This is a genomic window from Pseudomonas sp. RIT623, from assembly GCF_004519305.1.
GTDB lineage: Bacteria > Pseudomonadota > Gammaproteobacteria > Pseudomonadales > Pseudomonadaceae > Aquipseudomonas.
This window is the reverse complement of sequence record NZ_SOZA01000008.1, coordinates 56,584-80,326: the sequence shown is the minus strand read 5'-3', so window position 1 is coordinate 80,326 and position 23,743 is coordinate 56,584. Positions and strand designations below refer to the sequence as shown.

21 protein-coding genes are annotated in these 23,743 nt (G+C 64.4%); 9 read left to right on the top strand and 12 right to left on the bottom strand.

Translation table 11 applies throughout. The annotated features are described in order from the left end of the window. Positions 1–21 precede the first annotated feature (21 nt). The 4 genes from E3U47_RS08155 to E3U47_RS08140 are packed head-to-tail and all read right to left on the bottom strand — an operon-like array spanning position 22 to position 3,429. Positions 22–789, bottom strand: a complete 768-nt coding sequence (locus E3U47_RS08155) for an SDR family NAD(P)-dependent oxidoreductase (protein ID WP_134690620.1) — start codon at positions 787–789, stop codon at positions 22–24. Then, positions 789–1,961, bottom strand: a complete 1,173-nt coding sequence (locus E3U47_RS08150) for an acyl-CoA dehydrogenase family protein (protein WP_134690619.1) — start codon at positions 1,959–1,961, stop codon at positions 789–791. Before E3U47_RS08150 ends, E3U47_RS08155 begins: the two co-directional genes overlap by 1 nt. 56 nt (positions 1,962–2,017) lie before the next feature. Then, entirely contained in the window at positions 2,018–2,374 is a 357-nt protein-coding gene (locus tag E3U47_RS08145) for a DUF6285 domain-containing protein (RefSeq protein ID WP_134690617.1), read from the bottom strand. Beyond that, positions 2,371–3,429 carry a phosphotransferase family protein gene (locus E3U47_RS08140; protein WP_134690615.1) on the bottom strand — a complete coding sequence of 353 codons (1,059 nt, stop codon included), beginning with the start codon at positions 3,427–3,429 and terminating at the stop codon, positions 2,371–2,373. The genes E3U47_RS08145 and E3U47_RS08140 overlap by 4 nt, the downstream gene beginning before the upstream one ends. Before the next feature lie 201 nt (positions 3,430–3,630). Between E3U47_RS08140 and E3U47_RS08135 the strand changes: the two genes are divergently transcribed. Continuing rightward, the gene (locus E3U47_RS08135) at positions 3,631–5,586 is read left to right on the top strand and encodes a sigma-54-dependent Fis family transcriptional regulator (protein WP_134690613.1); all 1,956 of its coding nucleotides are present in this window, start codon (positions 3,631–3,633) and stop codon (positions 5,584–5,586) included. Between the two features lie 48 nt (positions 5,587–5,634). Here the strand turns inward: E3U47_RS08135 and arfB are convergent, their stop codons facing one another. Together arfB and E3U47_RS08125 are read right to left on the bottom strand one after the other, a co-directional pair. Then, complete coding sequence (gene arfB, locus E3U47_RS08130) at positions 5,635–6,048, bottom strand: alternative ribosome rescue aminoacyl-tRNA hydrolase ArfB (RefSeq protein ID WP_134690611.1); 414 nt, start codon at positions 6,046–6,048, stop codon at positions 5,635–5,637. Between the two features lie 56 nt (positions 6,049–6,104). Next, complete coding sequence (locus tag E3U47_RS08125; protein ID WP_134690609.1) at positions 6,105–7,331, bottom strand: NADH:flavin oxidoreductase/NADH oxidase family protein; 1,227 nt, start codon at positions 7,329–7,331, stop codon at positions 6,105–6,107. Between the two features lie 198 nt (positions 7,332–7,529). On the opposite strand from E3U47_RS08125, the gene E3U47_RS08120 reads away from it, so the two are divergent. Then, on the top strand, positions 7,530–8,501 hold the full coding sequence (locus tag E3U47_RS08120; protein WP_372239494.1) for an acetoacetate decarboxylase (ADC): 972 nt from the start codon (positions 7,530–7,532) through the stop codon (positions 8,499–8,501). Between the two features lie 28 nt (positions 8,502–8,529). Here E3U47_RS08120 and E3U47_RS08115 read toward each other — a convergent pair whose 3' ends face one another. Further along, entirely contained in the window at positions 8,530–8,958 is a 429-nt protein-coding gene (locus E3U47_RS08115; RefSeq protein WP_134690607.1) for a MerR family transcriptional regulator, read from the bottom strand. A gap of 114 nt (positions 8,959–9,072) precedes the next feature. Between E3U47_RS08115 and E3U47_RS08110 the strand changes: the two genes are divergently transcribed. Beyond that, the gene (locus E3U47_RS08110) at positions 9,073–9,903 is read left to right on the top strand and encodes an alpha/beta fold hydrolase (protein WP_134690605.1); all 831 of its coding nucleotides are present in this window, start codon (positions 9,073–9,075) and stop codon (positions 9,901–9,903) included. A gap of 33 nt (positions 9,904–9,936) precedes the next feature. Here the strand turns inward: E3U47_RS08110 and E3U47_RS08105 are convergent, their stop codons facing one another. Continuing rightward, complete coding sequence (locus E3U47_RS08105; protein WP_134690603.1) at positions 9,937–10,386, bottom strand: MarR family winged helix-turn-helix transcriptional regulator; 450 nt, start codon at positions 10,384–10,386, stop codon at positions 9,937–9,939. 121 nt (positions 10,387–10,507) lie between these two features. Between E3U47_RS08105 and aceE the strand changes: the two genes are divergently transcribed. The 3 genes from aceE to E3U47_RS08090 all read left to right on the top strand — a co-directional run bounded on the left by aceE (position 10,508) and on the right by E3U47_RS08090 (position 15,843). After that, entirely contained in the window at positions 10,508–13,177 is a 2,670-nt protein-coding gene (gene aceE, locus E3U47_RS08100) for a pyruvate dehydrogenase (acetyl-transferring), homodimeric type (protein ID WP_134690602.1), read from the top strand. A gap of 385 nt (positions 13,178–13,562) precedes the next feature. Continuing rightward, a complete protein-coding gene (gene cprA / locus E3U47_RS08095) occupies positions 13,563–14,720 on the top strand; it encodes a cationic peptide resistance protein CprA (RefSeq protein WP_134690600.1) in 1,158 nt (385 codons plus the stop codon). A gap of 163 nt (positions 14,721–14,883) precedes the next feature. Then, positions 14,884–15,843, top strand: a complete 960-nt coding sequence (locus E3U47_RS08090; RefSeq protein ID WP_134690599.1) for a ribonuclease Z — start codon at positions 14,884–14,886, stop codon at positions 15,841–15,843. Between the two features lie 82 nt (positions 15,844–15,925). On the opposite strand, the gene E3U47_RS08085 is transcribed toward E3U47_RS08090, so the two are convergent. The 4 genes from E3U47_RS08085 to E3U47_RS08070 all read right to left on the bottom strand — a co-directional run bounded on the left by E3U47_RS08085 (position 15,926) and on the right by E3U47_RS08070 (position 20,606). Next, positions 15,926–16,891 (bottom strand): hypothetical protein, encoded by a 966-nt coding sequence (locus E3U47_RS08085; RefSeq protein ID WP_134690597.1) that lies wholly within the window; start codon positions 16,889–16,891, stop codon positions 15,926–15,928. 146 nt (positions 16,892–17,037) lie between these two features. Next, positions 17,038–18,603, bottom strand: a complete 1,566-nt coding sequence (locus tag E3U47_RS08080; RefSeq protein ID WP_134690595.1) for a sensor domain-containing diguanylate cyclase — start codon at positions 18,601–18,603, stop codon at positions 17,038–17,040. 147 nt (positions 18,604–18,750) lie between these two features. Next, the gene (locus tag E3U47_RS08075) at positions 18,751–19,581 is read right to left on the bottom strand and encodes a DNA-binding protein (protein ID WP_134690593.1); all 831 of its coding nucleotides are present in this window, start codon (positions 19,579–19,581) and stop codon (positions 18,751–18,753) included. Between the two features lie 86 nt (positions 19,582–19,667). Then, on the bottom strand, positions 19,668–20,606 hold the full coding sequence (locus E3U47_RS08070) for a Dyp-type peroxidase (RefSeq protein WP_218568153.1): 939 nt from the start codon (positions 20,604–20,606) through the stop codon (positions 19,668–19,670). A gap of 315 nt (positions 20,607–20,921) precedes the next feature. On the opposite strand from E3U47_RS08070, the gene E3U47_RS08065 reads away from it, so the two are divergent. The 3 genes from E3U47_RS08065 to E3U47_RS08055 all read left to right on the top strand — a co-directional run bounded on the left by E3U47_RS08065 (position 20,922) and on the right by E3U47_RS08055 (position 23,664). Continuing rightward, positions 20,922–21,710, top strand: coding sequence for a formate/nitrite transporter family protein (locus tag E3U47_RS08065; RefSeq protein ID WP_134690589.1), 789 nt, complete (start codon positions 20,922–20,924; stop codon positions 21,708–21,710). A 259-nt stretch (positions 21,711–21,969) separates the two neighbouring features. After that, positions 21,970–23,268, top strand: coding sequence for an FAD-binding oxidoreductase (locus E3U47_RS08060; protein ID WP_134690586.1), 1,299 nt, complete (start codon positions 21,970–21,972; stop codon positions 23,266–23,268). 30 nt (positions 23,269–23,298) lie between these two features. Further along, positions 23,299–23,664, top strand: coding sequence for a cupin domain-containing protein (locus E3U47_RS08055; RefSeq protein ID WP_134690584.1), 366 nt, complete (start codon positions 23,299–23,301; stop codon positions 23,662–23,664). Positions 23,665–23,743: the final 79 nt, after the last annotated feature.

The window sequence follows — 23,743 nt, the reverse complement described above, 5'->3', positions numbered from 1 at the left end:
CAAGGCTGGGGGGGGGTGTATCTACAGGCTGCTGCACAGGTGGCCGCCATCGACCACGATCTCGCTGCCGCTCATGCCGCGGCCGGCGTCGCTGGCGAGCAGCAGCAAGGCGCCATCCAGGTCCGCCGGCTGGCTGAAACGCCGGCTCGGAATGCGCGCGCGCAACTTCTGCCCCGCGTCGCTGGCCAGGAATGCCTCGTTCAAGTCGGTCATCACGTACCCCGGCGCCAGGGCGTTCACGCGGATACCATGGCGCGCCAGCTCCAGGGCCATGGCCCGGGTCAGGTGCGCCAGGCCCGCCTTGGCCGCCAGATAAGGAGCAACGGCGCCGGCCACCCGGCTGGCGAGGATCGAGGTGACGTTGATCAGGCTGCCGCCCTGCCCTGCGGCGACCATGCGCCGCGCGCTTTCCTGGGCCACCGTCCAGGCGCCCTTGAGGTTGGTGTCGAGCACACGGTCCCAACTGCCATCGTCGCAGTCGAGCAGAGGCTGGCTGTCGCTCACCCCGGCATTGTTGACCAGCACATCCAGCGGGCCGGCGGCATCGAGCACCCGGCAGACATCGTCGCGGCTGGTGACATCGAGGGCAAAGGCGCGGGCGCGGCCGCCGTTGGCCTGGATGGCCTCGACCAGGGCCTGCAACGGCGCCTCGCGCCGGGCGGCGACCAGCACCTCGGCGCCGGCCGCCGCCAGGGTCTGGGCAAAGTGCCGGCCCAGGCCACTGGAGGCCCCGGTCACCAGGACGCGACGGCCATCGAGAGAGAACAGTCGAGCAAGTTGCGGCTGCATCAGTGACCTCCCAAGCGCTGGTCGAGGAGTTTTTTCGCCAGGCTCATGCGGTGCACTTCGCTCGGGCCGTCATAGATGCGGAACGGCCGGATATCGCGGAAGATCCGCTCCACCACCGTGTCCCCGGTCACGCCACGCCCACCCAGCACCTGCATCGAGCGATCGACCACCCGCCACAGCGCCTCGGAGCTGATCACCTTGGCCATGCTCGAGTCGACATTGCCCCGTTCGCCCTGGTCGAGCACCCAGGCGCAATGCCATACCGCCAGGCGCACCACATGCAGGTCCATCTGGTTGTCGGCGAGCATGAAGCCGACGCCCTGGTGCTCGCCCAGGGATTTGCCGAAGGCGTCGCGGGTGCGCGCATGGTCGCAGGCGATGTCGTGGGCACGCCGCGCGGCACCGAGCCAGCGCATGCAGTGGGTCAGCCGTGCCGGCGCCAGACGCACCTGGGCATAGCGGAAACCCTTGCCGATCTCGCCGAGCACATCGCTTGCCGGGATGCGCAGGTTGTCGAAACGCAGTTGCCCGTGGCCACCGGTGAAGCAGCTGTCCAGCGAGTCCAGTTGCCGTTCGTGGACGATGCCCTCACGCTGCATGTCGCTCAGGAACATGGTCGCCGTGCCGTCTTCCATGCGCGCCATGATGATCGCGAAATCGGCGCCATCGGCGCCGGTGATCAACCACTTGCGGCCGTTGATCAGGTAGTCGTCGCCATCGCGGGTGGCGGTGGTGCGCAGCATCGACGGATCCGAACCCGAGCCCGGCGCAGGCTCGGTCATGGCGAAGCATGAGCGCGCCCGGCCCTGGACCAACGGGCGCAGCCAGCGGTCCTTCTGCGCCTCGGTGGCGACCACGTCCATCAGGTGGATGTTGCCTTCATCGGGGGCGTGGATATTCAGCGCCACCGGGCCCAGGGGCGAATACCCAGCTTCCTCGAAGACGATCGCCTTGGCCACGTGGCTCAGGCCCATGCCGCCCATCTCGGGACTGGCATGGGGGGTCAGCAGGCCGGCGACGCGGGCTTTTTCCAGCAAGTCCTGGCGCAGGGCATCGCTGGGACCGTGACGGTCCTGGCGGGGATCGTTCTCGAAAGGGATCACGTGGTTGGCGATGAAATCGCGCGTCCTGGCCTGCAAGGCCAGCAGGTCGTCGGAAAGGTTGAAGTTCATGGTTGTCCTTATTTGTGCGGTTGCAGTCTTGGCAATGGATCGGCGGCTAGCCGTGCTCAAGGCATGGCCTTGGGGTTACTGATCGTCAGGTGGGCAAGCGTGGTCCGGCGCAGGGCCTCGACCAGGGTGCGACGCGCCTGCGGGGCGTCATGGCGGCCCGCGCGGATCGCCAGGGCCAGGTGCTGCCGGGTAGCGGCTAGGGTCGCCGGCGGCGTTTCCAACAAGGCGCCCAGACCGGCCTGTTCCTGAGCGCTCAGCTGGTCTTGCAGACGGCTTTCGCGCGCGGCGATGGCCATGGCATTGGCGATCATCAGCGCCGGGTAGCGCAGCTCACTGGCCAGCGTGGGCAACACCTGCTCCAGCAAGGTCTGGCGGGCGATGTCGAGCAGTTGCGCGGCATTCGGTTGGGTCATGGCGCTTCGGCTCCGGTCATGTTCAGGATGTCCAGCTCCAACTCCGGCAACAGGCGCGCGGTCAGGGCCAGTTCGAGGGAAGGCTCTTCGCCGGACAAGTGGCGCTGCCCTTGCTGCAAGGCGATCACCGCCCAGCGCAGGGTGGCCATGACCTGCCAGTAGTGCAGCTGGCTGGGTTCGATGGCCAGGGTCGACACCTCGTGGTAGCCGCGCAGGAAGTCCTCCAGCAGGCCAATGCCGCCCGCCTCCAGGTCGGGACGGGTGAAGCGCCAGCAACGGGCGGTGAACCAGCCCAGGTCTTCGCAGGGGTCGCCCCAGCCGCTGAACTCCCAGTCGAGCACCGCTTCGAGCCCTTGCTCGCTGGCCAGGTAGTTGCCGCTGCGGTAGTCGCGGTGCAGCAGGCACAGCGCGTGGCTGCGCGGCGCGTGCAGCTCGCACCAGCGCAGGCCCCACTCCAGGGCCGGGTAGGCCGCATCGAGGCTGTCGAGGTAGTGGCGGTAGGCGCCGATGGTTGCCAGGGCCGGCGAGGTGTCAGGGATTGGCAGGAAATCCAGTGTCGCCGAGGGGGGGCGCACCTGGTGCAGGCGTGCCAGGTTGGCGCCCAGTTGCGCCGCAAGCCCGGCCTGGCCCTGTGGCCCGGCCTGGGCGCTGAGCAGGCGCCCGGCGGCGATACCCGGCACGTACTCCATGAGGAAGAACAGCCGTCCCTGAACCTGCGGATCGCGGCACAACCAGAGCGGCCTGGGGACCTTGACCCCGGCCTGGTGCACCACTTGCAGCACGGCGAACTCCTGTTCGCGATCGAGGCTGGCGGGCAGCGCGGACAAGGCGTCGCTGCGCAGCACCCAACGTCGAGCGCCGGCCCATGGGCCACCCTCGATCTGCAGGTCCAGGCGCCAGTTCTCCTGGATGGCACCGCCGCTCAAACGCTTGCGCGCGATGATGGACACCCGCTCGGCGGCCGCCCGTTGACGAATGAAATCGACCAACCGTTGGTCATGGGGACTGGCCGCGAGCGGATCGCTGGCCAGGGGAATCGTGGGGGAACTGCTCATGGGTCGATGGGCCCTGTGTTCACGGGTGAATTGCCAGGAGGGCTAGAGCAAGGCCTGGGCCAACTGCCAAGAATCCAGCTGCAGGCCCCGTCGGACCTAACCTGCGGTGCTCTCGGCAAAGGCCGGCGGCACAACCTTTGTTTCACTTATGCAAGGCTTTCGTTCACCATGGAAACATTGCAACCATGAACAGGGTTCGCCATGCACTCCCCCACCGCCCAGGTCGTCGTGCTGATCAGCCACCTGCAGCGTCCCCAGCAACGCAGCCGGCTCGCCCAGGTAGTGGCCGGGCTCACCGCCGATTACCCCGACACCCGTATCGAGGTACTCGACACTTCGGTGGCCGAGGCGCTGCAGACTGCCCGCGAGCTGGAGCAGCGCGGCGCGGTCGATGCATTCGTCTGCGCCGGGGCCACCGCCGCCTACCTGCGCCGCCACCTGGCCCGACCGGTGCTGGCGATGCGTGTCGGCGGCGGCGACCTGCTGCGAGCCCTGGGCCAGGCCCGCGATCACGGCGGGCAAGTGGCCGTGCTCAGCTACAACCACATCAATCAAGACCTGCAGGCCTTGGCCGCACTGTTCACCGTGCAGATGCATCAGGCTGCCTATAGCTCGCTGGAGCAAGCCCGCCAGGCCGTCGAGCAGGCGGCGCTAATGGGCTGTGGCAGCATCATCGGGTCGTCGACGGTGGTGGAGCTCGCCGAACAGGCCGGGCTGCAGGGCGTGCTGTCACTGAGCGAGGAAACCGTGCGCAGGGCCCTCGAGGAGGCCCTGGGCATTCTCGACAGCCAACGCATCGAAAGCGCCAAGCGTCGACACCTCGATGCCGTGCTGCAACACATCCCCACTGGCGTGGCCGCGATCGACAACCAGGGCCTGGTGCAGTCGCTCAACCCCGCCTTGGCGCAGTTGCTGGCGTTGCCGGCCAGCGCGGCGCTGGGGCGTCCGTTGCAGGCACTGTGCCCCGAGCTGGATTGGCAGCAAGCCTTGCAGGACGGCACGGGCGAGGACAACCGTGTCATCCGCGTGGGCGCGCAAGCCGTGGTCAGCAACCTGTTGCCGATCCTGGAGAACGGCGAGCGCACCGGCCTGGTGCTGACCTGCCAGGACATCACCGCCGTGCAGCGCGCCGACCAGCGCATCCGCGCCAGTCGCCGGCCCGGCGCCTTCACCGCGCGCTACCGCCTGGCGCAACTGGGCGGCGCCAGCCAGGCCAACCGTGAGATGTTGCAATTGGCCGAGCGCTTCGCCGCCAGCCACTCGACCATCTTGATCACCGGCGAGAGCGGCACCGGCAAGGAGCTGTTGGCCCAGGGCATCCATAACGAAAGCCCGCGCCGGCAAGGCCCCTTCGTTGCCATCAACTGCGCGGCGTTTCCCGAAACGCTGCTGGAAAGCGAACTGTTCGGCTATGAGGAAGGCGCCTTCAGCGGTTCGCGCAAAGGCGGCAAGCCCGGCCTGTTCGAGGCCGCGCACCGCGGCACGCTGTTCCTCGACGAGATCGGCGACATGCCAGTGTCGCTGCAGACCCGCCTGCTGCGGGTGCTGCAGGAGCGCGAAGTACTACGCCTGGGCAGCACCGAGCCGATCGCCATCGATGTGCGCATCATTGCCGCGACCCACCAGGATCTGCCCACGGCCATGGCGCAAGGCGTGTTCCGCACGGACTTGTACTACCGGCTGAACATCCTGCGCCTGCAGACCACGCCACTGCGCGAGCGCACCGAGGATATCGCCTTGATCAGCCGCAGCATAAGCCAACGCCTGTTGGTGCAGGGCCAGCCGCCAGGCGCGGCACAGGTGGTGACGGCGCTGTTGCCGTACCTGGCGCGCCATAGCTGGCCAGGCAATGTGCGCGAACTGGAGAACGTGATCGAGCGGGCGATGCTGTCGGCCCGGGAGCTGCTGCGCGGAGAAGAGCTGGACGAGCAGTACCTGGCGCGCGTGCTGCCTGAATTGTGCGAGGGCACCCCGTCGCTGGGCCGGGCCAGGCCATCCCGGGCGTCGGACCTGCACAGCGTCGGCAAGGCCGCGCAGTTGCGCCATGTGCAGCAGACCCTGGACAACTGCCAGGGCAATCTCGATGAGGCCGCCCGACAGTTGGGGATCAGCCGGACGACTCTGTGGCGGCGCTTGCGCGCGGCGCAAGAGTTGTAAGCTGCGCGAACGCATTCACGCACAGCCCCCAGTGCACGGTTGTGTCGCCTAGAAATCGACCTTGCCGCGCCCTGCCTTGACCGTGCCACGCCGCGCCTTCGATTCCAGGCGGCGGGTCTTCGAACCCAGGGTCGGCTTGGTCGGCCGGCGTTTTTTCTCGACCTTGGTGGCGCCCTGGATCAGCTCGACCAGGCGCGCCAAGGCATCGGCGCGGTTCTGCTCCTGGGTGCGGTACTGCTGGGCCTTGATGATCAGCACCCCATCCGCGGTGATGCGGCTGTCACGCAGCGCCAACAGCCGCTCCTTGTAGAACGTCGGCAGCGACGAGGCAGGAATGTCCAGGCGCAGGTGCACGGCGCTTGAGACCTTGTTGACGTTCTGCCCGCCCGCGCCTTGGGCACGGATGTAGGTGAGCTCGATTTCGGCATCCGGCAGATGCACGGTGTTGGAGATGGTCAGCATGCGCAAGCCCTGGTGGTAACCCGGGCATTATCACATCTACTGGCCGTGCCGTGGCGTTATTGCCGCGCCATGCGCCGGCGATACTGGCGGGTGCGCGCGGCATCGGCCCATTGCTGGCGCAGCAGCGCCCACCAGGGGGCCACCTGTGGGTCGGGCGCCTTGGCTTGGCTCAATTGGCGCAACTGGAACTTGACCATGGCCATGTTGCCCAGCGAGGCCAGCGCCTTGTTCTTCCAGGTGATCGGCCGCAGCGCTGGCGCTGCATCCCTGCCCGCGCGCCAAGCGCGGGGCAAGGCCGGGTCGATGGCCAGCGCGGTGCCGATGCCGACCATCTCCACGCCGCTGTGCACCACCTGCTCGGCAATCGACCGACGGCGGATCCCGCCGGTGACCATCACCGGCATGTTCGCCACCGCGCGAATATCCTTGGCGAACTCCAGGAAATAGGCCTCACGCGCCAATGTCCGGCCATCCCGGGCCTGGCCCTGCATCGCCGGTGCCTCGTAGCTGCCGCCCGACAGCTCCACCAGGTCAATCGACAAGCCGTTGAGCAGGCCGACCACTTGCCTGGCATCGTCGGCACTAAAACCGCCACGTTGGAAGTCCGCCGAGTTGAGCTTGACCGCCACGGCGAAGCCCGGCGACACCACCGCGCGCACCGCCTTGACGATTTCCAGCAGCAAGCGCGCGCGGTTTTCCAGCGAGCCGCCCCACTGGTCGCTGCGCTGGTTGGTCAGGGGCGACAGGAACTGGCTGAGCAGGTAGCCGTGCGCGGCATGGATTTCGACCCCGGTAAAGCCCGCCTGCTCCGCCAACCGGGCGGTGTTGGCGAAGCGCCGGATCACCTCCTCGATCACCTCGGCCGTCATCGCCTGCGGCGTGGCGAAAAGCTTGGACATCTTGCCCAGGTCCAACGCCACGGCCGACGGCGCCCAGGTCACCTGGCCCAGGTTGGCGCGCATCTGCCGGCCAGGGTGATTGATCTGCAACCAGAACTGCGCGCCCTTGGCCCGCCCGGTGGCGGCCCACTGGCGAAAGCGCGCCAGTTGCCGGTCATCCTCCAGCACCACCCCGCCCGGGCCGGTCATGGCGCGGTTATCGACCATGACATTGCCGCTGATGATCAACCCCGCGCCGCCCTCGGCCCAGGCCTGGTACAGGCGCATCAATTGCGCGGAAGGGGCATGCTCGGCATCGGCCATGTTTTCCTCCATGGCGGCCTTGGCAATGCGGTTGGGGATGATCGAGCCATTGGGCAGGGTCAGGGGGGAGAACACGTCCATCGACAGCACCTCAGCGAGTTGGTGCGGCGACCTTAGCCTTAAAGTCAGCTTTAAGGTCAAGCCTTGGCAAAGCGAAAAACTTGACCATTGACTCTCAAGTTGGGTTGAACGTTAGGGTGCCGGTGCAGTGACTTTCTTTCTCGCTTCGTCAAGCACGCCCTGGAGAACCGCAACGTGAAACTTGGACCTGTCGCCGCCCTGGCCGGCGCCCTGCTGGCCCCTGTCAGCCATGCCGCCAACGGCATCCCCGAGCACGCCGACACCACCCTGATCGACATTGCCGGGCATCCCGTGCCGGTGCTCAAGGGCGGGCTGTACGAGCGCTATCGTTCCAACCCGCCGCTGTCGGTGATCCACGAGCAAGCGCCGGAGCTGGACCTGAGCTGGTTCAAGGGGCTGCAAAAGACCCAGGTCGACATGGGCTTCGCGTCCTACTCGCCGAACTTCTACTACCAGAACAGCCGTATCACCGCGGTGTACACCGCCGACCTGGAGCGCCTGCGCGCGCTGATGCCCCCCGAGGTACTGGCCCAGGTGCAGCCGCTGCAAGTGTGGCCGGGCCGCGGCCTGGTGGCGCTCACCGCCTACAGCTATGACTATTGCGACAACGACAGTTACAACGAAATCGCCCTGTCGATCATCACCAACAAGCCGGGCAAGTCGAACTTCGGGCCGTTCACCCTGGTCGGGCAATCGCTGTCCAAGGACTTCTGGGGCTATGTCCTCAAGCTGCCGGTGAACACCGAATTGGCGCGGGTGCGCGGCGTGGTCGGCTACAACCTGCCCAAGTGGCTGACCCCGATCAACCGCCGCGAGGACGCGGCCGCTGTGACCTACGACATCATCGACGCACAGACCGGCAAGGTCGATGTGGTGATGCGTGGACGCAAGCTGGAGGACCTCTCCCATGAGCCGGGGCTGGTGACCAACAGCTTCACCAACCTGGATCACCAGGGGCGGTTGGCCTATGGCTATGCCACCTCGCGGCAGACCGCCCATGCCTCGAGCATGAGCGCCGAGGCGGTGGAACTGGTGCTCGGCGATGGTAGCCTGGCGCAGTACATCCGTGAGCTGCAATTGGGGCGGATGCTCAAGTACGAGTATGTGCCGGCGTTCCAGAGCGCGCTGTATGCGCCCAAACCGCTGGCGGCGTTGCAAGCCGATAACTGACGCCCTAGGGCAGCGTTGGGCCCCTGGCTCAACGCCCTGCCTTGCCTTGGGCCATCTCTTCACGCAGGCGCTCCAGCACCCGCTGCGAATTGTCCACGCAGGCCATCCCCTCGGGCTTGCTCTCGATGCCTTCGATCACCAGCAGCAACTGCGCCTTGTTGCGCGCCAGGCGCTCCTGCAACCGCTCGATCTCCTCGACCTTGCGCTTGAGCCCGCCAAGCAGCTCGTCGTGTTGCCAGCCCTTGGCCCTGGCTGGCAGCAGGTGGCGGATTTCCTCCAGCGAGAACCCGGCGGCCTGGGCGTTGGTGATCATCTCCAGCACCCACACCGTGTCGGCATCGTAGGCGCGATAGCCATTGGCCTTGCGCTGCACCGGCTGGATCAGCCCGCTGGCCTCGTAGAACCGAATCCGCGACGGGGCAAGGCCTGTGACCTTGGCCAGTTCACCTATTCTCATGCCTCACCTTGCAATGCGATTGACCTTGAAGTGCACTTTAAACCTAGAGTTACCTGGCGGCCAAGCGATGGCCCCCCCTCATGAGCAGCACCCCTCGATAACAGGAGACGCGAAATGGGCTACGTCACGACAAGCGAAGGTATCGACCTCTTCTACAAAGACTGGGGCCCACGCGATGCCCAGGTGATCTTTTTCCACCATGGTTGGCCCTTGAGCGCCGACGACTGGGACGCGCAGATGCTTTACTTTATCGCCCAGGGCTACCGCGTGGTCGCCCACGACCGCCGCGGCCACGGGCGTTCCAGCCAGGTCTGGGATGGTCACGACATGGACCACTACGCCGCTGACGTCGCCGCCGTGGTGCAGCACCTGGGTGTACAGGGTGCCATCCACGTGGGCCACTCCACCGGTGGTGGCGAGGTGATCCACTACCTGGCGCGGCACCCCAGGGACCCGGTGCCCAAGGCGGCGATCATCGCCGCGGTGCCGCCGCTGATGGTCAAGACCGCCAGCAACCCCGGCGGTTTGCCCAAGAGCGTGTTCGATGACCTGCAGGCGCAGCTCAAGGCCAACCGCGCGCAGTTCTACCATGACATCCCGGCAGGGCCGTTCTACGGCTACAACCGCCCCGGCGCCAAGGCCGACCAGGGTGTGATCCTCAACTGGTGGCGCCAGGGCATGATGGGCTGCGCCCAGGCGCATTACGACGGTATCGTGGCCTTCTCCCAAACCGACTTCAGCGAAGCGCTCAGGCAGGTGAACATACCGGTGTTGGTGATGCACGGCGACGACGACCAGATCGTGCCTTATGCCAACTCAGGGCCGCTGTCGGCCAAGCTGCTACCCAAAGGCACCCTGAAGACCTACGCCGGCTTCCCCCATGGCATGCCGACCACCCATGCCGAGGTGATCAACGCCGACCTGCTGGCGTTCTTCCGTAGCTGAAGCGCAGGAGCCGGCAAGGCTGGCTCTTGCACTTCAACCTTTGCCTGAAACCCGGGCGTTGCGGCTGGCCTGCTCCAGCGCCCGGGCGAACACCCCGCGCTGCTGTTCGTCGAACTCGACCAGGAACAGCTCGGCCACCGATTGCTCGTACACCTGCCACATCTGCTTGCGCAGCGCCCGGCCACTGGGGGTGATCCGGGCGATGGCGCCGCGCCCATCGTCCAGCGCCTTTTCCCGGGTCACCAGGCCTTCCTTCTCCAGCCGATCGACCAGGCGCGTCAGGTTGTAGCGCTCGATCGCCATCGCGTCGGCCAGCTCGTGCATGCGTCGTGCGCCATCCTGGCCGCTCTCGATCCCCCACAAGGTGTCGTACCAGGCGTAGGACGGCAGTTTCTGCTCGGCCAGGCGCCGTTCGATTTCCCTGATCAAGCAGCGGTGGGCGCGGATGAAGCTGTACCAGAGGTCTGGCGCGGGGGTGGTCATGATCTCTCCAAGGGATTTTCGTTGCAGTTGCAATGATACCGCCGTCAGCGTTAGATTCAATTGCAACTGCAACGACATCCGCTGCCGGAGATGCCCGGCCCCTGCAACAAGGAGCGTTACCATGACCCCGCAACATGCCCTGCGTGATGAAGACCCCCAGGAAACCCGCGAGTGGCTCGACTCCCTCGCCTCGGTGGTGGAAGCCGAGGGGCGCCCCCGGGCGCACTACCTGATCGACCGCCTGCTCGAATTCGACGTGTCGCGCCATGGCGACTTCCATGGCCGGGTCACCACGCCCTATGTCAACAGCATCCCACCCGAGCGCGAGCTGCCCTACCCTGGCGACCTGGCCATCGAACAGCGGCTCAATGCCTATATCCGCTGGAACGCCCTGACCATGGTGCTGCGCGCCGGCCGGCACTCCGGGGTTGGTGGGCATATCGCCACCTATGCCTCGGCGGCGGTGTTGTATGACGTGGGCTTCGATCACTTTTTCCGTGGCCGCAGCGACAGTTTTGCCGGCGACCTGGTGTACATCCAGGGGCATTCCGCGCCAGGTATCTATGGCCGCGCCTACACCGAAGGGCGGTTGAGCGAGGACCAACTGGACAACTTCCGCCGCGAGACCGACCGCGACGGCCTGTCGTCGTACCCGCACCCACGGCTGATGCCCGACTTCTGGCAGTTCCCCACGGTGTCCATGGGCCTGGGCCCCATCACCGCCGCCTACCAGGCGCGCTTCATGCGCTACCTGGAGAACCGCCAGCTCAAGGCGCACCAGGGGCGCAAGGTGTGGGCCTTCCTCGGCGACGGCGAGATGGACCAACCCGAGTCGCTGGCGGCGATCTCCCTGGCCGGCCGCGAGCGGCTGGACAACCTGATCTTCGTGGTCAACTGCAACCTGCAACGTCTCGACGGCCCGGTGCGCGGCAACGGCAAGGTGATCCAGGAGTTCGAGGGCCTGTACCGCGCCGCTGGCTGGAACGTGATCAAGGTGGTCTGGGGCAGCGGTTGGGACGCGCTGTTGGCCAAGGACCACAGTGGCCTGCTGCAGCAACGGATGATGGAATGCGTCGACGGCGAGTACCAGACCTACAAATCGCAGAATGGCGCCTATGTGCGCGAGCATTTTTTCGGCAAGTACCCCGAATTGCTGGCCCTGGTCAGCGACCTGTCCGACGAGCAGATCTGGAAGCTGGCCCGCGGCGGCCATGACCCGGTCAAGGTATACAACGCCTACGCCACGGCCATGCGCACCACGGGACGACCCACGGTGATCCTGGCCAAGACCGTGAAGGGCTTCGGCCTGGGCGAGGCCGGCGAGGCGCAGAACATCAACCACCAGTTGAAGAAAATCGGCGCCGATGCGGTCAAGGCTTTCAGCGACCGCTTCGGCCTGGCGCTGGACGAAGCGCAACTGGGCGAACTGCCTTACCTGCGCCCGGCGCCGGACAGCCGCGAAGCCGAGTACCAGCGGGCGCGCCGCGCCGCGCTGGGCGGGCAGGTCCCGGCACGCCATGCCCAGGTGGCAGCGCTCAGGGTGCCGCCGCTGGCCGCACTGGAGGCGCAGCTAAAGGGCACTGGCGAGCGGACCATCTCCACCACCATGGCCTTCGTGCGCATCCTCAGCACCCTGCTCAAAGACCCCGAGATAGGCCGCCTGGTAGTGCCCATCGTGCCGGATGAATCACGCACCTTCGGCATGGAAGGCCTGTTCCGCCAGATCGGCATCCATTCCGCCGTCGGCCAACTGTACACGCCCCAGGACGCCGGCACGCTGTCGTACTACAAGGAGAGTGTCGACGGCCAGATTCTCCAGGAGGGCCTCAACGAATCAGGCGCCACCTCGTCGTGGATCGCCGCCAGCACCGCTTATGCCAACCACGGCGTGATGACCGTGCCGTTCTACATCTTCTACTCGATGTTCGGCTTCCAGCGGGTTGGCGACCTGCTATGGGCAGCCGGCGATGCCCGTGCCCGGGGCTTCCTGCTGGGCGCCACCTCCGGGCGCACCACCTTGATGGGCGAAGGCTTGCAGCACGACGATGGCCACAGCCATGTCATGTCGGCCACCGTGCCCTGCTGTATCTCCTACGACCCGACCTACGCCTACGAGCTGGCGGTGATCGTGCAGGACGGCCTGCGGCGCATGTACCAGGAACAGGAGGATGTGTACTACTACATCACCCTGCTCAACGAAAACTATGCGCACCCCGACCTGCCCACAGGTGCCGAGGCGAACATTCTCAAGGGTTTGTATCGCCTGCCCATCGAGCGCAAGGTGCTTGCAGGTCGGCATGTCCAACTGGCCGGTAGCGGCGCGATCCTGCCCGAAGTGATCGCCGCAGCCCAGATACTGGCCAGCGATTACCAGGTCAGCAGCGAGATCTGGAGCGCCACCAGCCTCACCGAAGTGCGCCGCGAGGCCCAACAGGTGGAACGCTGGAACCTGCTGCACCCGCTGGACACCCCCAGACTGCCGTTCGTCACGCAGTTGCTGCAAGCCCATGAAGGACCGCTGATCGTCGCCACCGACTACATGAAGATCCACGCCGAGCAGATTCGCCCCTGGGTCGGCGCGCGTCGCTTCGTGCCCTTGGGGACCGATGGTTTTGGCCAGTCCGATACCCGCGAAGCGCTGCGTCGGCATTTCGAGGTAGATCGGCAGTTCATCGTGCTGGCGGCGCTCAAGGCCCTGGCCGATGATGGCGCGTTGCCGCGCGAGGTGGTGGCGCAGGCGCTCGAGCGCTTGCAGATCGCCGTGGACAAGGCGGACCCGGCCGGCGTCTGACGGTTCTCCTCGAAGATTGTCAGGGCTGCGTTGCAGCCCTTTCGCGGTTTGTGCGAACTGAACGAAAAACCTGGGAATTTTAAACTTATTTACACATTCCTCCTAGACACTTACAGCCCTTCAACACGCATTAAAATTCTTTCACTAAAACCCCCTCAAACTGTCTGATCTGTTAATTGAATTAATTTTTTCTCCCGCCGACAATCAGTCGCCGGCCAACCTTGGTCGGCACTTGCCTTCCTGTGCCAGCCCAGGCGCAGACTTCTGAACCCAAGGGCCACGCCCCGCGACCTCAGTTAAATGTTTAGTTGAGGCCAAACTTCTCACACAACTTTTACATCCCCTCAAGAGATGTAAAGCAGGCAACTCATTGCCGAGGAAACTTATGAACGCCCCCGCCACTGGTGCGACCATCACCGTTATTCCACCGCACGAATGCATTCTGCTGACGGGCGCCACCGGCTTTCTCGGTGGCTCGGTGGCCGCCCAGCTGATCGCCAGCGGCCATGGCCCGGCCCTCGCCTTTCTGGTCCGCGGCCAAACCCCCGAGCAAGGCCTGCAACGCCTGCGCGACAACCTGCGCCAACACGGTGTCAGCGCTGCCCAGAGCAGGGCCCTGAGCGCGCAGCAGATCATCCTCGGCGACTTCCTCGACACCGCCTGGCTGGCCCGCGAAACCCCGCGCCTGATGCAGGTCGACCGGGTGATCAACTGCGCCGCGGTGGCCTCGTTCTCGAAGAACCCGACCATCTGGCCGGTCAACGTCGAAGGGACCTTCGCCTTTGCCCAGGTGCTCAGCCGCTCGCCACGCCTCAAGCGCTTCCTGCATGTCGGCACCGCCATGTGCTGCGGCCCGCAGCGCGAATCGCCGATCAGCGAATCCTGGGAATTCCCCGAGGCCGAGCAGCAACTGGTGGACTACACCGCGTCCAAGGCCGAGATCGAGCGGCGCATGCGCGAAGCGCTGCCCACCCTGCCGCTGGTGGTGGCGCGCCCGTCCATCGTCGTCGGCCACCGCAGCCTGGGCTGCCAGGCATCAGGCAGCATCTTCTGGGTATTCCGCATGGGTTTTGCCCTGGAAAGCTTCACCTGCGGCCTGGACGAGCAGATCGACGTGATCCCAGTGGACTACTGCGCCGAGGCGCTGATCGGCCTGACGCTCAAGCCGGCGCTGGGCCATGACCTCTATCACATCTCCGCAGGCCACGGCTCGGCCTGCACCTTCGCCGAGATCGACGAGGCCTTTGCCCTGGCCAATGGCGCACAACCGGTGGGCGAGCGCTACCGCAAGGTCGACCCGGACGACCTCAAGTCCCTGGCCAGCAGCTTCGAAACCCGCATCGGCCCGGCCAACCCGCGCCTGGTGCTGCGCGCACTGCGCCTGTACAGCGGCTTCGCCGACCTTAATTACTTGTTCGACAACAGCCGCCTGCTCGAAGAAGGCATCGCGATGCCGCCGCGTTTCACCGATTATCTGGATGTCTGCGTGAAGTCCTCCAATGGGGTGAGCATCGCCACGCAAATGCAGGCGGATTTCAAGTAAGCCTGGGGTTGCCTGCGCCAGGGCACCGGCTGGCGCCGGTGTTCGCCGGCAAGGCCGGCTCCTACAGGGGTTGGCCTTGCCGGCGATGACAGCCCGGCACCGGCGTGCTAGTCTCCGCGCGCCCCGGTTTGCGGGGCGCGTCGTTAGCTCAAGGAGTCAGGCAATGGACCTGCTGTTTCTCGGCACCTCTTCCGGGGTGCCGACCAAGGCCCGCAATGTCAGCGCCACAGCGGTGATCGAGGCCAGCGGCACGGGCTGGTACCTGGTCGACTGCGGCGAGGGCACCCAGCACCAGTTGCTGCACAGCCCGCTGTCGCTGCGCGAGCTGCGCGCCATCTTCATCACCCATGTGCACGGCGATCATTGCTTCGGCTTGCCAGGCTTGCTGGCCAGTGCCGGCATGTCCGGGCGCAAGGAGCCCTTGCTGCTGGTGATGCCCGCGGCCCTGCAGGCGTGGGTCCGGCAGAGCCTGGCGGTCAGCGAAAGCTACCTGGCATTCGAGCTGCGCTTCACCGATCTGGAGACCTTTGCCGGGATGGCATTCGACAATGTGCGGATCAGCGCCTTGGCGCTGTCGCACCGGGTGCCGTCCTGGGGCTTTGTGTTCGAGGAAAGCGACCCGCAACCGCGCCTTGATACTGAACGCCTGCGTGCCGAAGGTATTGCGCCGGGGCCGCTGTGGGGGCAGCTGGCCCACGACCAGGCCGTCGAGTACCAGGGGCGTAGGCTCGAACCGCGCCAGTACCTGCTGGCCACGCGCCCGGTGCAGCGTTTCATCGTTTGCGGCGACAACGACCGCCCGGAGCTGTTGGGCGAGTGGGCGCGGGATGTCGATGTGCTGGTGCACGAAGCGACCTTCACCCAACCGGTGATCGAGCGCGCCCAGGGCAGTTTCGGCCATAGCACGGCCGCCGCGGTGGCGCGCTTTGCCGAGGGGGCTGGGGTAAGGAACCTGGTGCTCACGCATTTCAGTGCCCGCTACCAGGACAAGGGCGGGCGCGGGGGTTCGATCGAGGAAGTGCGCCAAGAGGCTCGCGCCTGCTACAGCGGACACTTGATCCTGGCGCGAGACTTGCGGCGATATCGGTTGGGGCGTGACGGTGTGTTGGTGGAGGCAGGGTGAGGGTTTAGCGGAACAATGGCTGAGCCTTGTAGTTGCAGCGCTCTTGAGATCGAGCGCTGCATTGACTGCGTGGCAACAGCGATCATGCCGAGCCTTTTCGCTTTATCAAACCTGAATAATATTTACTCTCAGAAGGTGTAGAGTTTCGAAAAACATAGGTTTCGTTCGTGACGACCAGGACCGTTTCATGACGATTGTACGATTCGTCAATCGTCACAAAATAAAATTTCTCTGGGCCTGTGGGTTGAACCCCCGAACTATAGAAACCACCTATATAGCTGAACGTTAGGTGCTCGCCGCCGACGTCCCCTTTCAATTTTACGTAATCAAACTCCCTGACAGGTGCGAAACTATGGAACCACCAACAATGACTCCATACACGAGAGCCTTCAAGGCTACTCCCTACGTGAAATAAATTGTCCCCACTCGGAATAGTGGTAACGGATCGGATTTTCTTTTTACTACTTAGGCTCAAGTTGAATACGCTGACCTGCGAGTTATAGATCCATTCCGAGAGCCCTTCCGAATATGAGATCTCGTTCTTGCCCCGTTTCAGGCTGATGGTAAAGGGAGTGTTCGATGGAACGGTCGTTAATCCGGGTAGCCAATGAGGTCCTCTTATTTGACTTTTGTCAATTCCCATTGCAGCTTTGGGAGCACCGAGTGCAACTTCATTGGTGTCGTGCAACGCTCCGTCAAGCTCAAGGCACGCCTTCAGGGTAATCGCTGTTTTATAGTTTTCCTCGAAAAGAAAAGTTACTAAACTTTGTTGCGGCGCATTGTCGACAGCCCGTTTGTCTCCAAGGTCGATTTCGACTCTCTCACAGCGAGAGAGCACCTTGCCCGACTTAACGTCAATCCATTCCAAGTGGCTCAACTGCTCTGCCGATAACGTCACTAATCGACCCTTGGTGTCTTTCGTTTCGATCAACACCTGCAGGTAGCGTTTCTCGGACGCCATGTCGTTGCCATCGATAACTTGTTGGAGTTCATAGGCTTGAAACGAAACAACTTCTACAGCTGAATTGCTATTGCTAAGTGCGGTCATGGGTCGTTTCCTTACTAGGGTCGATGAAGCGAAGGCTTCCTACTCTGTGCCTTAACCTACCCCCCCTCGCGCGCCGCGTAACCTAGCAAATTTACCAGTGTCCGTTGGCACACCTGAACCAGGCGTCAACGCGGCAATGTGTTTGGTCACTGCTGCATCCCGACTTCTCCGGCCGCCAGACAATAGCGATCCCGCCCCTGGCGCTTGGCCTGATATAACGCCGCATCCGCCGCCGCCATCAGGTTCTCAGGCGTCACTGCTTCCACCGTAGGTGCGCCCACCGCAATCCCGGCGCTGGCCGACACCTGCCCCAGCGGGCTGCCAGCGTGCGCCATGCCCTGGCGGCGCAACATGGCCAGGATCTCCTGGACGATCTGGCTCGCCCCCTGGGCATCGGTATTGGGCAACAGCAAGGTGAACTCCTCGCCGCCATAACGCACCGCCAGGTCCCCTGGGCGCTTCAACGCCTGGCGCAACACCTCGGCGAAACGCCGCAGGCACTGATCACCGGCCGGGTGCCCGTAGCGGTCGTTGTAAGCCTTGAAGTAGTCCAGGTCGAGCATCACCAGCGCCAGGGCAGAGCCCTGGCGGCGCGCCCGGCGGATTTCCGGCTCGAGCACCGCATCCAGGCGCCGCCGGTTGCCCAAGCCGGTCAGGCTGTCGGTCAGCGCCAGGGCCTTGAGGGTCTGGTGCGCCTGGTGCAGCGCGCGCTCGATGACGATCCGTTCACGCAACTGGCGCAGGACGATCCAGCCAAAGCCAGACAAACCGATCAACAGCAGCAGCAACACCAGTACCGACTTGATCATGTCGTGCCGCCATGGGGCGAGGATCGATTCGCGCGACAGGCCCGCCTCGACCACCAACGGATAGCTCGACAAGGCCCGGAAGCCATACAACCGCGGCGTGCCGTCGACCACCGCCACCGCCTCGACCACCCCCTCGCTGGCGTAAGGCAGGTACTTGCGGAAGATGTCGCTGGCCGACAGATTGCGGCCGATCACCTGTTCGACGAACGGCCGGCGCACGAGGATGGTGCCGTCGCGCTTGGCCAGCACCAGGGCGCCCCGCTCGTCGATCTTGAAATCGCCGTAGTAGCGCACGAACCAGTCGACCTTGATGGTCCCCAGCAGGACTCCGGCGAAGCTGCCGTCCGGGTGATCCAGCCGCCGCGAGATAGGGATGATCAAGTCGCCGGTGGAGCGACTGCGCACCACCGAGCCGATGCGCACCTGGCGGTCGGCATGGGTACGGTGGTAGATGAAGTAGTCGCGGTCGGCATTGTTGGCGTTGGCCGGCACCACATCCTTGTCGGTGACGATCCAGCTGCCATCGGCGCCATACACGAACAAGCCATGCAACTGCGGCATGATCTGCGCCTGCTGCTTGAGCAGCGCGTGCAAGCGTGGCCGGTCGATAAGGGCGAAACCATCACCCTCCAGCCGTTCGGACAGCGCGGCGGTGATCGCGTCGACCTGGCGCATGGCATCCTCGGCGTGCTGGGCTGTGGCGCGAGACAGGTTGCTCACCGCGTTCTCGGCATTGATGAAGACCTGGCGATAGTCGCGCCAGATCCGCCAGCCCTCGACCAGCACGAAGGCGAGCATCACCACCGCCATGAAACCCAGAATCAGGCGGAACAACGACACCGCGCGGGCCTCCCCCGTCACCGGGAAGACACCGTCGTCGGTCTGTTTCCTGGCTGTGCGCATTGAAGTCCCTTGTCATCGAGCTTTTGCCGCAAATGACTATAGTTCAGCGGCGTGCGCCCATCCCCAGGGGCTGGGCAAGGAGTTGCGGGACCACTACAGAGGCGAGAAAGTTGGCGCCTACGCTTCGTTTGCAGCAATGCCAGGTGATCAGCGCTGTTCGCAGGCGGCCAGGCGCCGGCGCATTTCCTCGCTCGCGCCCTGGGCCTGGGCAAGCATGGCCCGCAGCCCCTGCACCTGGGCATCGCGCTGTTCCAGTTGCTGCGCCAACACGGCTTGTTGCGCCAGGGCTTGGCGCTGCTCGGCGAGCAGGCGCTCGTTGGCGCGATTGAGCTGGGTCGATTCCTGCTGGTGGGCCAGCGCGCCCTGCTGCAATGTCTGCAACTGCCCTTGCACCTGGCGCACCTGGGTATCGATGCGGCGCTGTTCCTGCTCGCGCTGGGTGCGGTATAGCTCCAGCGCTTCGCGGGCATCGCGGTGCTTGGCTTCCAGGGAGCGGATCTGCTCGTCCTTGTCGGCCAGGCGCAGTTGCACCTCGCCCAGTGCCTGCTTGAGGCTGGCGCTGTGCAACTGCTCGGCCTGTAACCGCTCCTGGGCCGTCGCCAGTTGCCGTGCCTGGGCCTCGTTGTGCTGGTGCGCGGCGGCAAGGGCACGCTGGGCCAAGGCCAACTGCGCCTGCAACTGCTCGCCCTGTTGGTTGAGCGCCGCTTCGGCAGCCTCGATCCGCGCCTGCCCTTCTGCCTGCAGTTGGCTGGCCAGTTGCTCGACCAACGTGGCCAACGGCTGGCTGAGGCAGGCCGTGCCTTCAAGCCCGGCCTTGGGCTGCCGGCCAAGTTCGCGCAGGTAGCGATGGATGGTGGTCTTCGAACCGGTATTGCCCAGCTCGATACGTACTGCATCGATACTGGGGTGTACGCCCCGGGCCAGCAACGCATCGCGCGCCCGCTCCACTACACCTTTATCGATCCCCGCCCTGGCCATTCGTTACTCCGCTTAAGCGTACCATGGTACGTAACATGTAATACGAGGTAAATGATGAGCCAAAGGCGCGCACAATTCAACACACCTCAGCCCTCGAGCCCCTCGAGAAAGTCCACGCTCGGCACGAAGAACAAGCCACCGGTCACGGCCCGGCTGTAGTCCAGCAAACGGTCGTAGTTGCCCACCGGCTTGCCGACGAACATGTTTTCCAGCATCTGCTCGATGGGCGCCGGTGAACGGGCATAACCGATGAAGTAGGTGCCGAACTCCCCCGCGCCGGGGCGACCGAAGGGCATGTTGTCGCGCAGTATCTTGATTTCCTCGCCGCCCTCTTCCAGGGTCGTCAGCGAACTATGGGAGCAACTTGGCTTGATCGCGGCATCGAGTTCGATATCGGACAGTTTGGTACGGCCGATGATATGTTCCTGTTCGACCGTGGATAACGCTTCCCAACCGGCCATGTCGTGCAGGTACTTTTGCACCAGTACATAACTGCCACCGGTGAAGTTGGCATCTTCCTCACCCACCAGGGTGAACTTGGCCACTTGCCGTGGGCCGGGATTTTCGGTGCCGTCGACGAAACCGATGATGCTGCGCATGTCGAAGTAACGAAAACCCTGAACTTCATCGACCACCGTCACCGTCGCGCCCAGGCGCTTGACCACCAGCGCGGCCAGTTCGAAACACAGGTCCATGTGCTCGGCGCGAATATGCAGAAGGATATCGCCCGGTGTCGCCAGTGCCTTGCGCTGGCCGCTGCCGAATTCGCGGAAGGCGTGCAGTGACGCGGGCCGTGGCGCGCCGAACAGCCCTTCCCATGCCGCAGCGGCAAAGCCGATCACGCACGACAGGTTGCCTGTTGGCACCCGTTTGCCCACCGAACGGACCAGCCCGCCCAAGTCACCGCACAAGGCCCGCACCTGCTCGCGGGCCGGCTCGCCAGGGTTCAGCGTGGCCACCAGGAAAATCGCGCTGCGGGTCACCGGGCTGTCGACGGATTGGGATTCGATGTCTTGGACATCCATGGCATTCATACCTCGCGTGAAGAGTGGGAAACTTCGAATTATTGCGTTGCATTCAACTAATTCAATACCATGACAACCCGTGTGGTATAGCACACCTGGTTATCACGAAAGTGCATGATCGATAATATCTATCAACTCATCCAAGCTATCGATTTGACTGCGTCAAATTGCCTCAGATAACGTGCCGTCCTGTTCGAAGTTGCTTCAGAGATTGCCGTCGCCCTGCCCTTCGCCCCATCTCCCAGCGCCCCAGTTGTTCAACCCCGTATTGCGGTAGGCCCTGTGCCACCGCCGTGCCTGCGTTCGAGTTGCCACATGTCCGTCATTGCCCCGTCCCAGATCACCGAGCTCGTCATCGAAGCTGGCGTGAAGAAAGCCCACCTGCCCACCCGCGCCACGCTGATCCTCGGCTTCCTCGCCGGCGCGTTCATTTCGCTGGGGTTCCTCCTGGCGATTCATGTCAGCACGATGATTCCCGCGCAATGGGCGTCGTTCGGCAACTTGTTGGGTGCAGCGGTGTTCCCGATCGGCTTGATTCTGGTGATCCTGGCCGGCGGTGAACTACTGACCGGCAACATGATGAGCCTGCCACTGGCGATGTTCGCCCGGCGCATCGGCCTCGGCGCGGTAGCGCGCAACTGGTTGCTGGTGACCCTTGCCAACCTGATGGGCGCACTGTTCGTCGCCTGGTGCTTCGGTCACCTGCTCGGCCTCACCGAAGGCCCCTACCTGGGCAAGACCCTGGCCGCGGCAGCCAGCAAGGCCAGCGCCGACTTCGTCCATGCCTTCGTCTCGGGCATCGGCTGCAACTGGCTGGTGTGCCTGGCGGTCTGGCTGTCGTATGCCAGCCGCGAAATGAGCGGCAAGATCCTCGGCATCTGGTTCCCGATCATGGCTTTCGTCGCCATCGGCTTCCAGCACGTGGTGGCCAACATGTTCCTGATCCCGGCGGCGATCTTCGCCGGTTACTTGGACTGGGCCCAGTTCGCCCACAACCTGCTGGCGGTGTTCCTGGGCAACGCGGTGGGCGGGGCGATCTTCGTCGGCCTGGCCTATTACGTTTCCTACGCTGAGCCTGCAGCTAAGCAGCAAGCCGCGCAGTAGCCCCTCCTTTTGCTGTGAATCGCCCCCGCTCGCGATTTACTTAACATCTTCATGAGGCGCATGATGCCGGAACCTTGTTCGAGGTTTTGGCATCTGCCGCTTTCCCGCCATCTCCAGCCCATACCAGGCTGGCACCCTCGATCAAAACCCTGGCAGCCACAGGCAAGACACCTACCGATCGTTAGGTGCTCAATGCCGATCACAGCCAGCGCTTGTGCAAGCCCTGCTTTCCAATAATTCCAACTGTCCAGGCTGCGCCATGATCAACATAGAAACGCCCACCTATTACACCGCCACCAAGAAGTACAACTTGAGCTTCCCGACCCTGGAAAGCGACATAGACGCCGACGTGGTGGTCATCGGCGGCGGTTTCTCGGGCATCAACACCGCCCTGGAACTGGCCGAGAAAGGCATCACCAACGTCGTCGTGCTCGAAGCCCGCTACCTGGGTTTCGGCGGCACCGGGCGCAACGGCGGGCAGATCATGGCCGGCATCGGCCACGACCTGGAGAAGATCAAGAGCAGCGTCGGCGACCAAGGCCTGCGCGAGATCTTCGAAATCAGCGAGCTGGGCGCCGGCATCATCAAGGACCGCATCGCCCGCTATGCCATCGACGCCGACTTCTGCCACGGTTACGGCTACATGGGCTTCAACGCCCGCCAGGAGAAAACCTTGCGAGCCTGGGAAAAGGACTTCAAGGCGATCAACAGCAAGGATGAGATTCGTTTTCTCGGCGGCTCGGAGGTCAAGCAGATCATCGGCTCCGACGCCTACAGCAGCGCGCTGCTGCACATGGGTGGCGGGCATGTGCATTCGCTGAACCTGCTGCTGGGCGAAGCCCAGGCCCTGGTCGGCCACGGCGCGCGGATCTTCGAGCACAGTCCGGCGCTGCAAGTGCACTACGGCGAACGCATCACCGTGCGCACCGGGCGTGGCTCGGTCAAGGCCGGCAAGCTGCTGTGGGCCTGCGACAGCTTCCTCAACAAGCTCGAGCCCGAACTGCATGCGCGCACTGTCAACACCTATGCCTTCCAACTGATGACCGAACCACTGTCGGACGAACTGATCCAGCGCATCAGCCCGATCCGCGGCGCCTACAGCGACATCCGCCCGGTCATCGACTACTACCGGGTGACCCGCGAGAACCGCCTGCTATTCGGTGCCGCCACGCCTTTCGTCGAGCATATCCCCAAGGACCTGAAGGCCTGGAACCGCAACCTGATGCTGAAGATCTTCCCCTACCTCAAGGACGTGCGCATCGACCTCGCCTGGGGCGGGCCGATGGCTACCAGCGCCAACCTGTTCCCGCAGATCGGCACCTTGAGCGATCGCCCCAATGCCTTCTACGTACAGGGTTATTCGGGCTTTGGCGTCACCCCCAGCCACATCATTTGCAAGATTCTCGCCGAAGGCATGAGCGAAGGCTCCAGCCGCTATGACCTGATCAGCTCGGTCAAGCATGCGCGCATCCTCGGCAAGGACCATATCCGCCCGCTGCTGCTGACCGCCGGCAAGACCGTGCATCAGCTGTCAGGCTTCTTCAACGGCCGCCGTTGATTCCTTTTGAACAAGACCAGGAGAACCACCATGACCCTCACCGCCGTCCGCCAGGGTGTGCAACTGTCCGAACTCGACGCCTGGGGCACCGTTGCCGACCTCGGCTCGACCATCCTCGAAGGCGAGCTCAAGTGCTACGGCAAGATGACCCATGGCGCGCCGACCGATCCGCTGAGCAGCGCCTATTTCGGCACCACCCAAGGCAAGTTCCGCATGGTCTATCCGTTCAATGAACAGGCGGTGATCGTCACCGGCGAAATCCAGCTGACCGACGAATCCACCGGTCAGGTGACGCGCTACAAGGCGGGCGATGCCTGGTTCGTGACCAAGGGTACGCCGGTGCTGTGGGAGGTGCTGAGCGAGACCTTCGTCAAGCATTACCTGGCGATTGCCTGATCCACCGCAGGGCCGCGCTGCGGCCCGTTCGCGGCGCCCCCGCATCCTGCATCTGCAGGATGGTCTTGCCCCTCCCCCT

What these genes read in the sequence shown, in the direction of transcription:
- E3U47_RS08140 (WP_134690615.1), bottom strand. Translation starts at nt 3,429, where the DNA reads ATGAGCAGTTCCCCCACGATTCCCCTGGCCAGCGATCCGCTCGCGGCC.
- E3U47_RS08135 (WP_134690613.1), top strand. Translation starts at nt 3,631, where the DNA reads ATGCACTCCCCCACCGCCCAGGTCGTCGTGCTGATCAGCCACCTGCAG.
- E3U47_RS08110 (WP_134690605.1), top strand. Translation starts at nt 9,073, where the DNA reads ATGGGCTACGTCACGACAAGCGAAGGTATCGACCTCTTCTACAAAGAC.
- E3U47_RS08145 (WP_134690617.1), bottom strand. Translation starts at nt 2,374, where the DNA reads ATGACCCAACCGAATGCCGCGCAACTGCTCGACATCGCCCGCCAGACC.
- arfB (WP_134690611.1), bottom strand. Translation starts at nt 6,048, where the DNA reads ATGCTGACCATCTCCAACACCGTGCATCTGCCGGATGCCGAAATCGAG.
- E3U47_RS08090 (WP_134690599.1), top strand. Translation starts at nt 14,884, where the DNA reads ATGGACCTGCTGTTTCTCGGCACCTCTTCCGGGGTGCCGACCAAGGCC.
- E3U47_RS08055 (WP_134690584.1), top strand. Translation starts at nt 23,299, where the DNA reads ATGACCCTCACCGCCGTCCGCCAGGGTGTGCAACTGTCCGAACTCGAC.
- E3U47_RS08150 (WP_134690619.1), bottom strand. Translation starts at nt 1,961, where the DNA reads ATGAACTTCAACCTTTCCGACGACCTGCTGGCCTTGCAGGCCAGGACG.
- E3U47_RS08080 (WP_134690595.1), bottom strand. Translation starts at nt 18,603, where the DNA reads ATGCGCACAGCCAGGAAACAGACCGACGACGGTGTCTTCCCGGTGACG.
- E3U47_RS08125 (WP_134690609.1), bottom strand. Translation starts at nt 7,331, where the DNA reads ATGGACGTGTTCTCCCCCCTGACCCTGCCCAATGGCTCGATCATCCCC.
- E3U47_RS08105 (WP_134690603.1), bottom strand. Translation starts at nt 10,386, where the DNA reads ATGACCACCCCCGCGCCAGACCTCTGGTACAGCTTCATCCGCGCCCAC.
- E3U47_RS08065 (WP_134690589.1), top strand. Translation starts at nt 20,922, where the DNA reads ATGTCCGTCATTGCCCCGTCCCAGATCACCGAGCTCGTCATCGAAGCT.
- E3U47_RS08155 (WP_134690620.1), bottom strand. Translation starts at nt 789, where the DNA reads ATGCAGCCGCAACTTGCTCGACTGTTCTCTCTCGATGGCCGTCGCGTC.
- E3U47_RS08070 (WP_218568153.1), bottom strand. Translation starts at nt 20,606, where the DNA reads ATGGATGTCCAAGACATCGAATCCCAATCCGTCGACAGCCCGGTGACC.
- cprA (WP_134690600.1), top strand. Translation starts at nt 13,563, where the DNA reads ATGAACGCCCCCGCCACTGGTGCGACCATCACCGTTATTCCACCGCAC.
- E3U47_RS08075 (WP_134690593.1), bottom strand. Translation starts at nt 19,581, where the DNA reads ATGGCCAGGGCGGGGATCGATAAAGGTGTAGTGGAGCGGGCGCGCGAT.
- E3U47_RS08085 (WP_134690597.1), bottom strand. Translation starts at nt 16,891, where the DNA reads ATGACCGCACTTAGCAATAGCAATTCAGCTGTAGAAGTTGTTTCGTTT.
- aceE (WP_134690602.1), top strand. Translation starts at nt 10,508, where the DNA reads ATGACCCCGCAACATGCCCTGCGTGATGAAGACCCCCAGGAAACCCGC.
- E3U47_RS08060 (WP_134690586.1), top strand. Translation starts at nt 21,970, where the DNA reads ATGATCAACATAGAAACGCCCACCTATTACACCGCCACCAAGAAGTAC.
- E3U47_RS08115 (WP_134690607.1), bottom strand. Translation starts at nt 8,958, where the DNA reads ATGAGAATAGGTGAACTGGCCAAGGTCACAGGCCTTGCCCCGTCGCGG.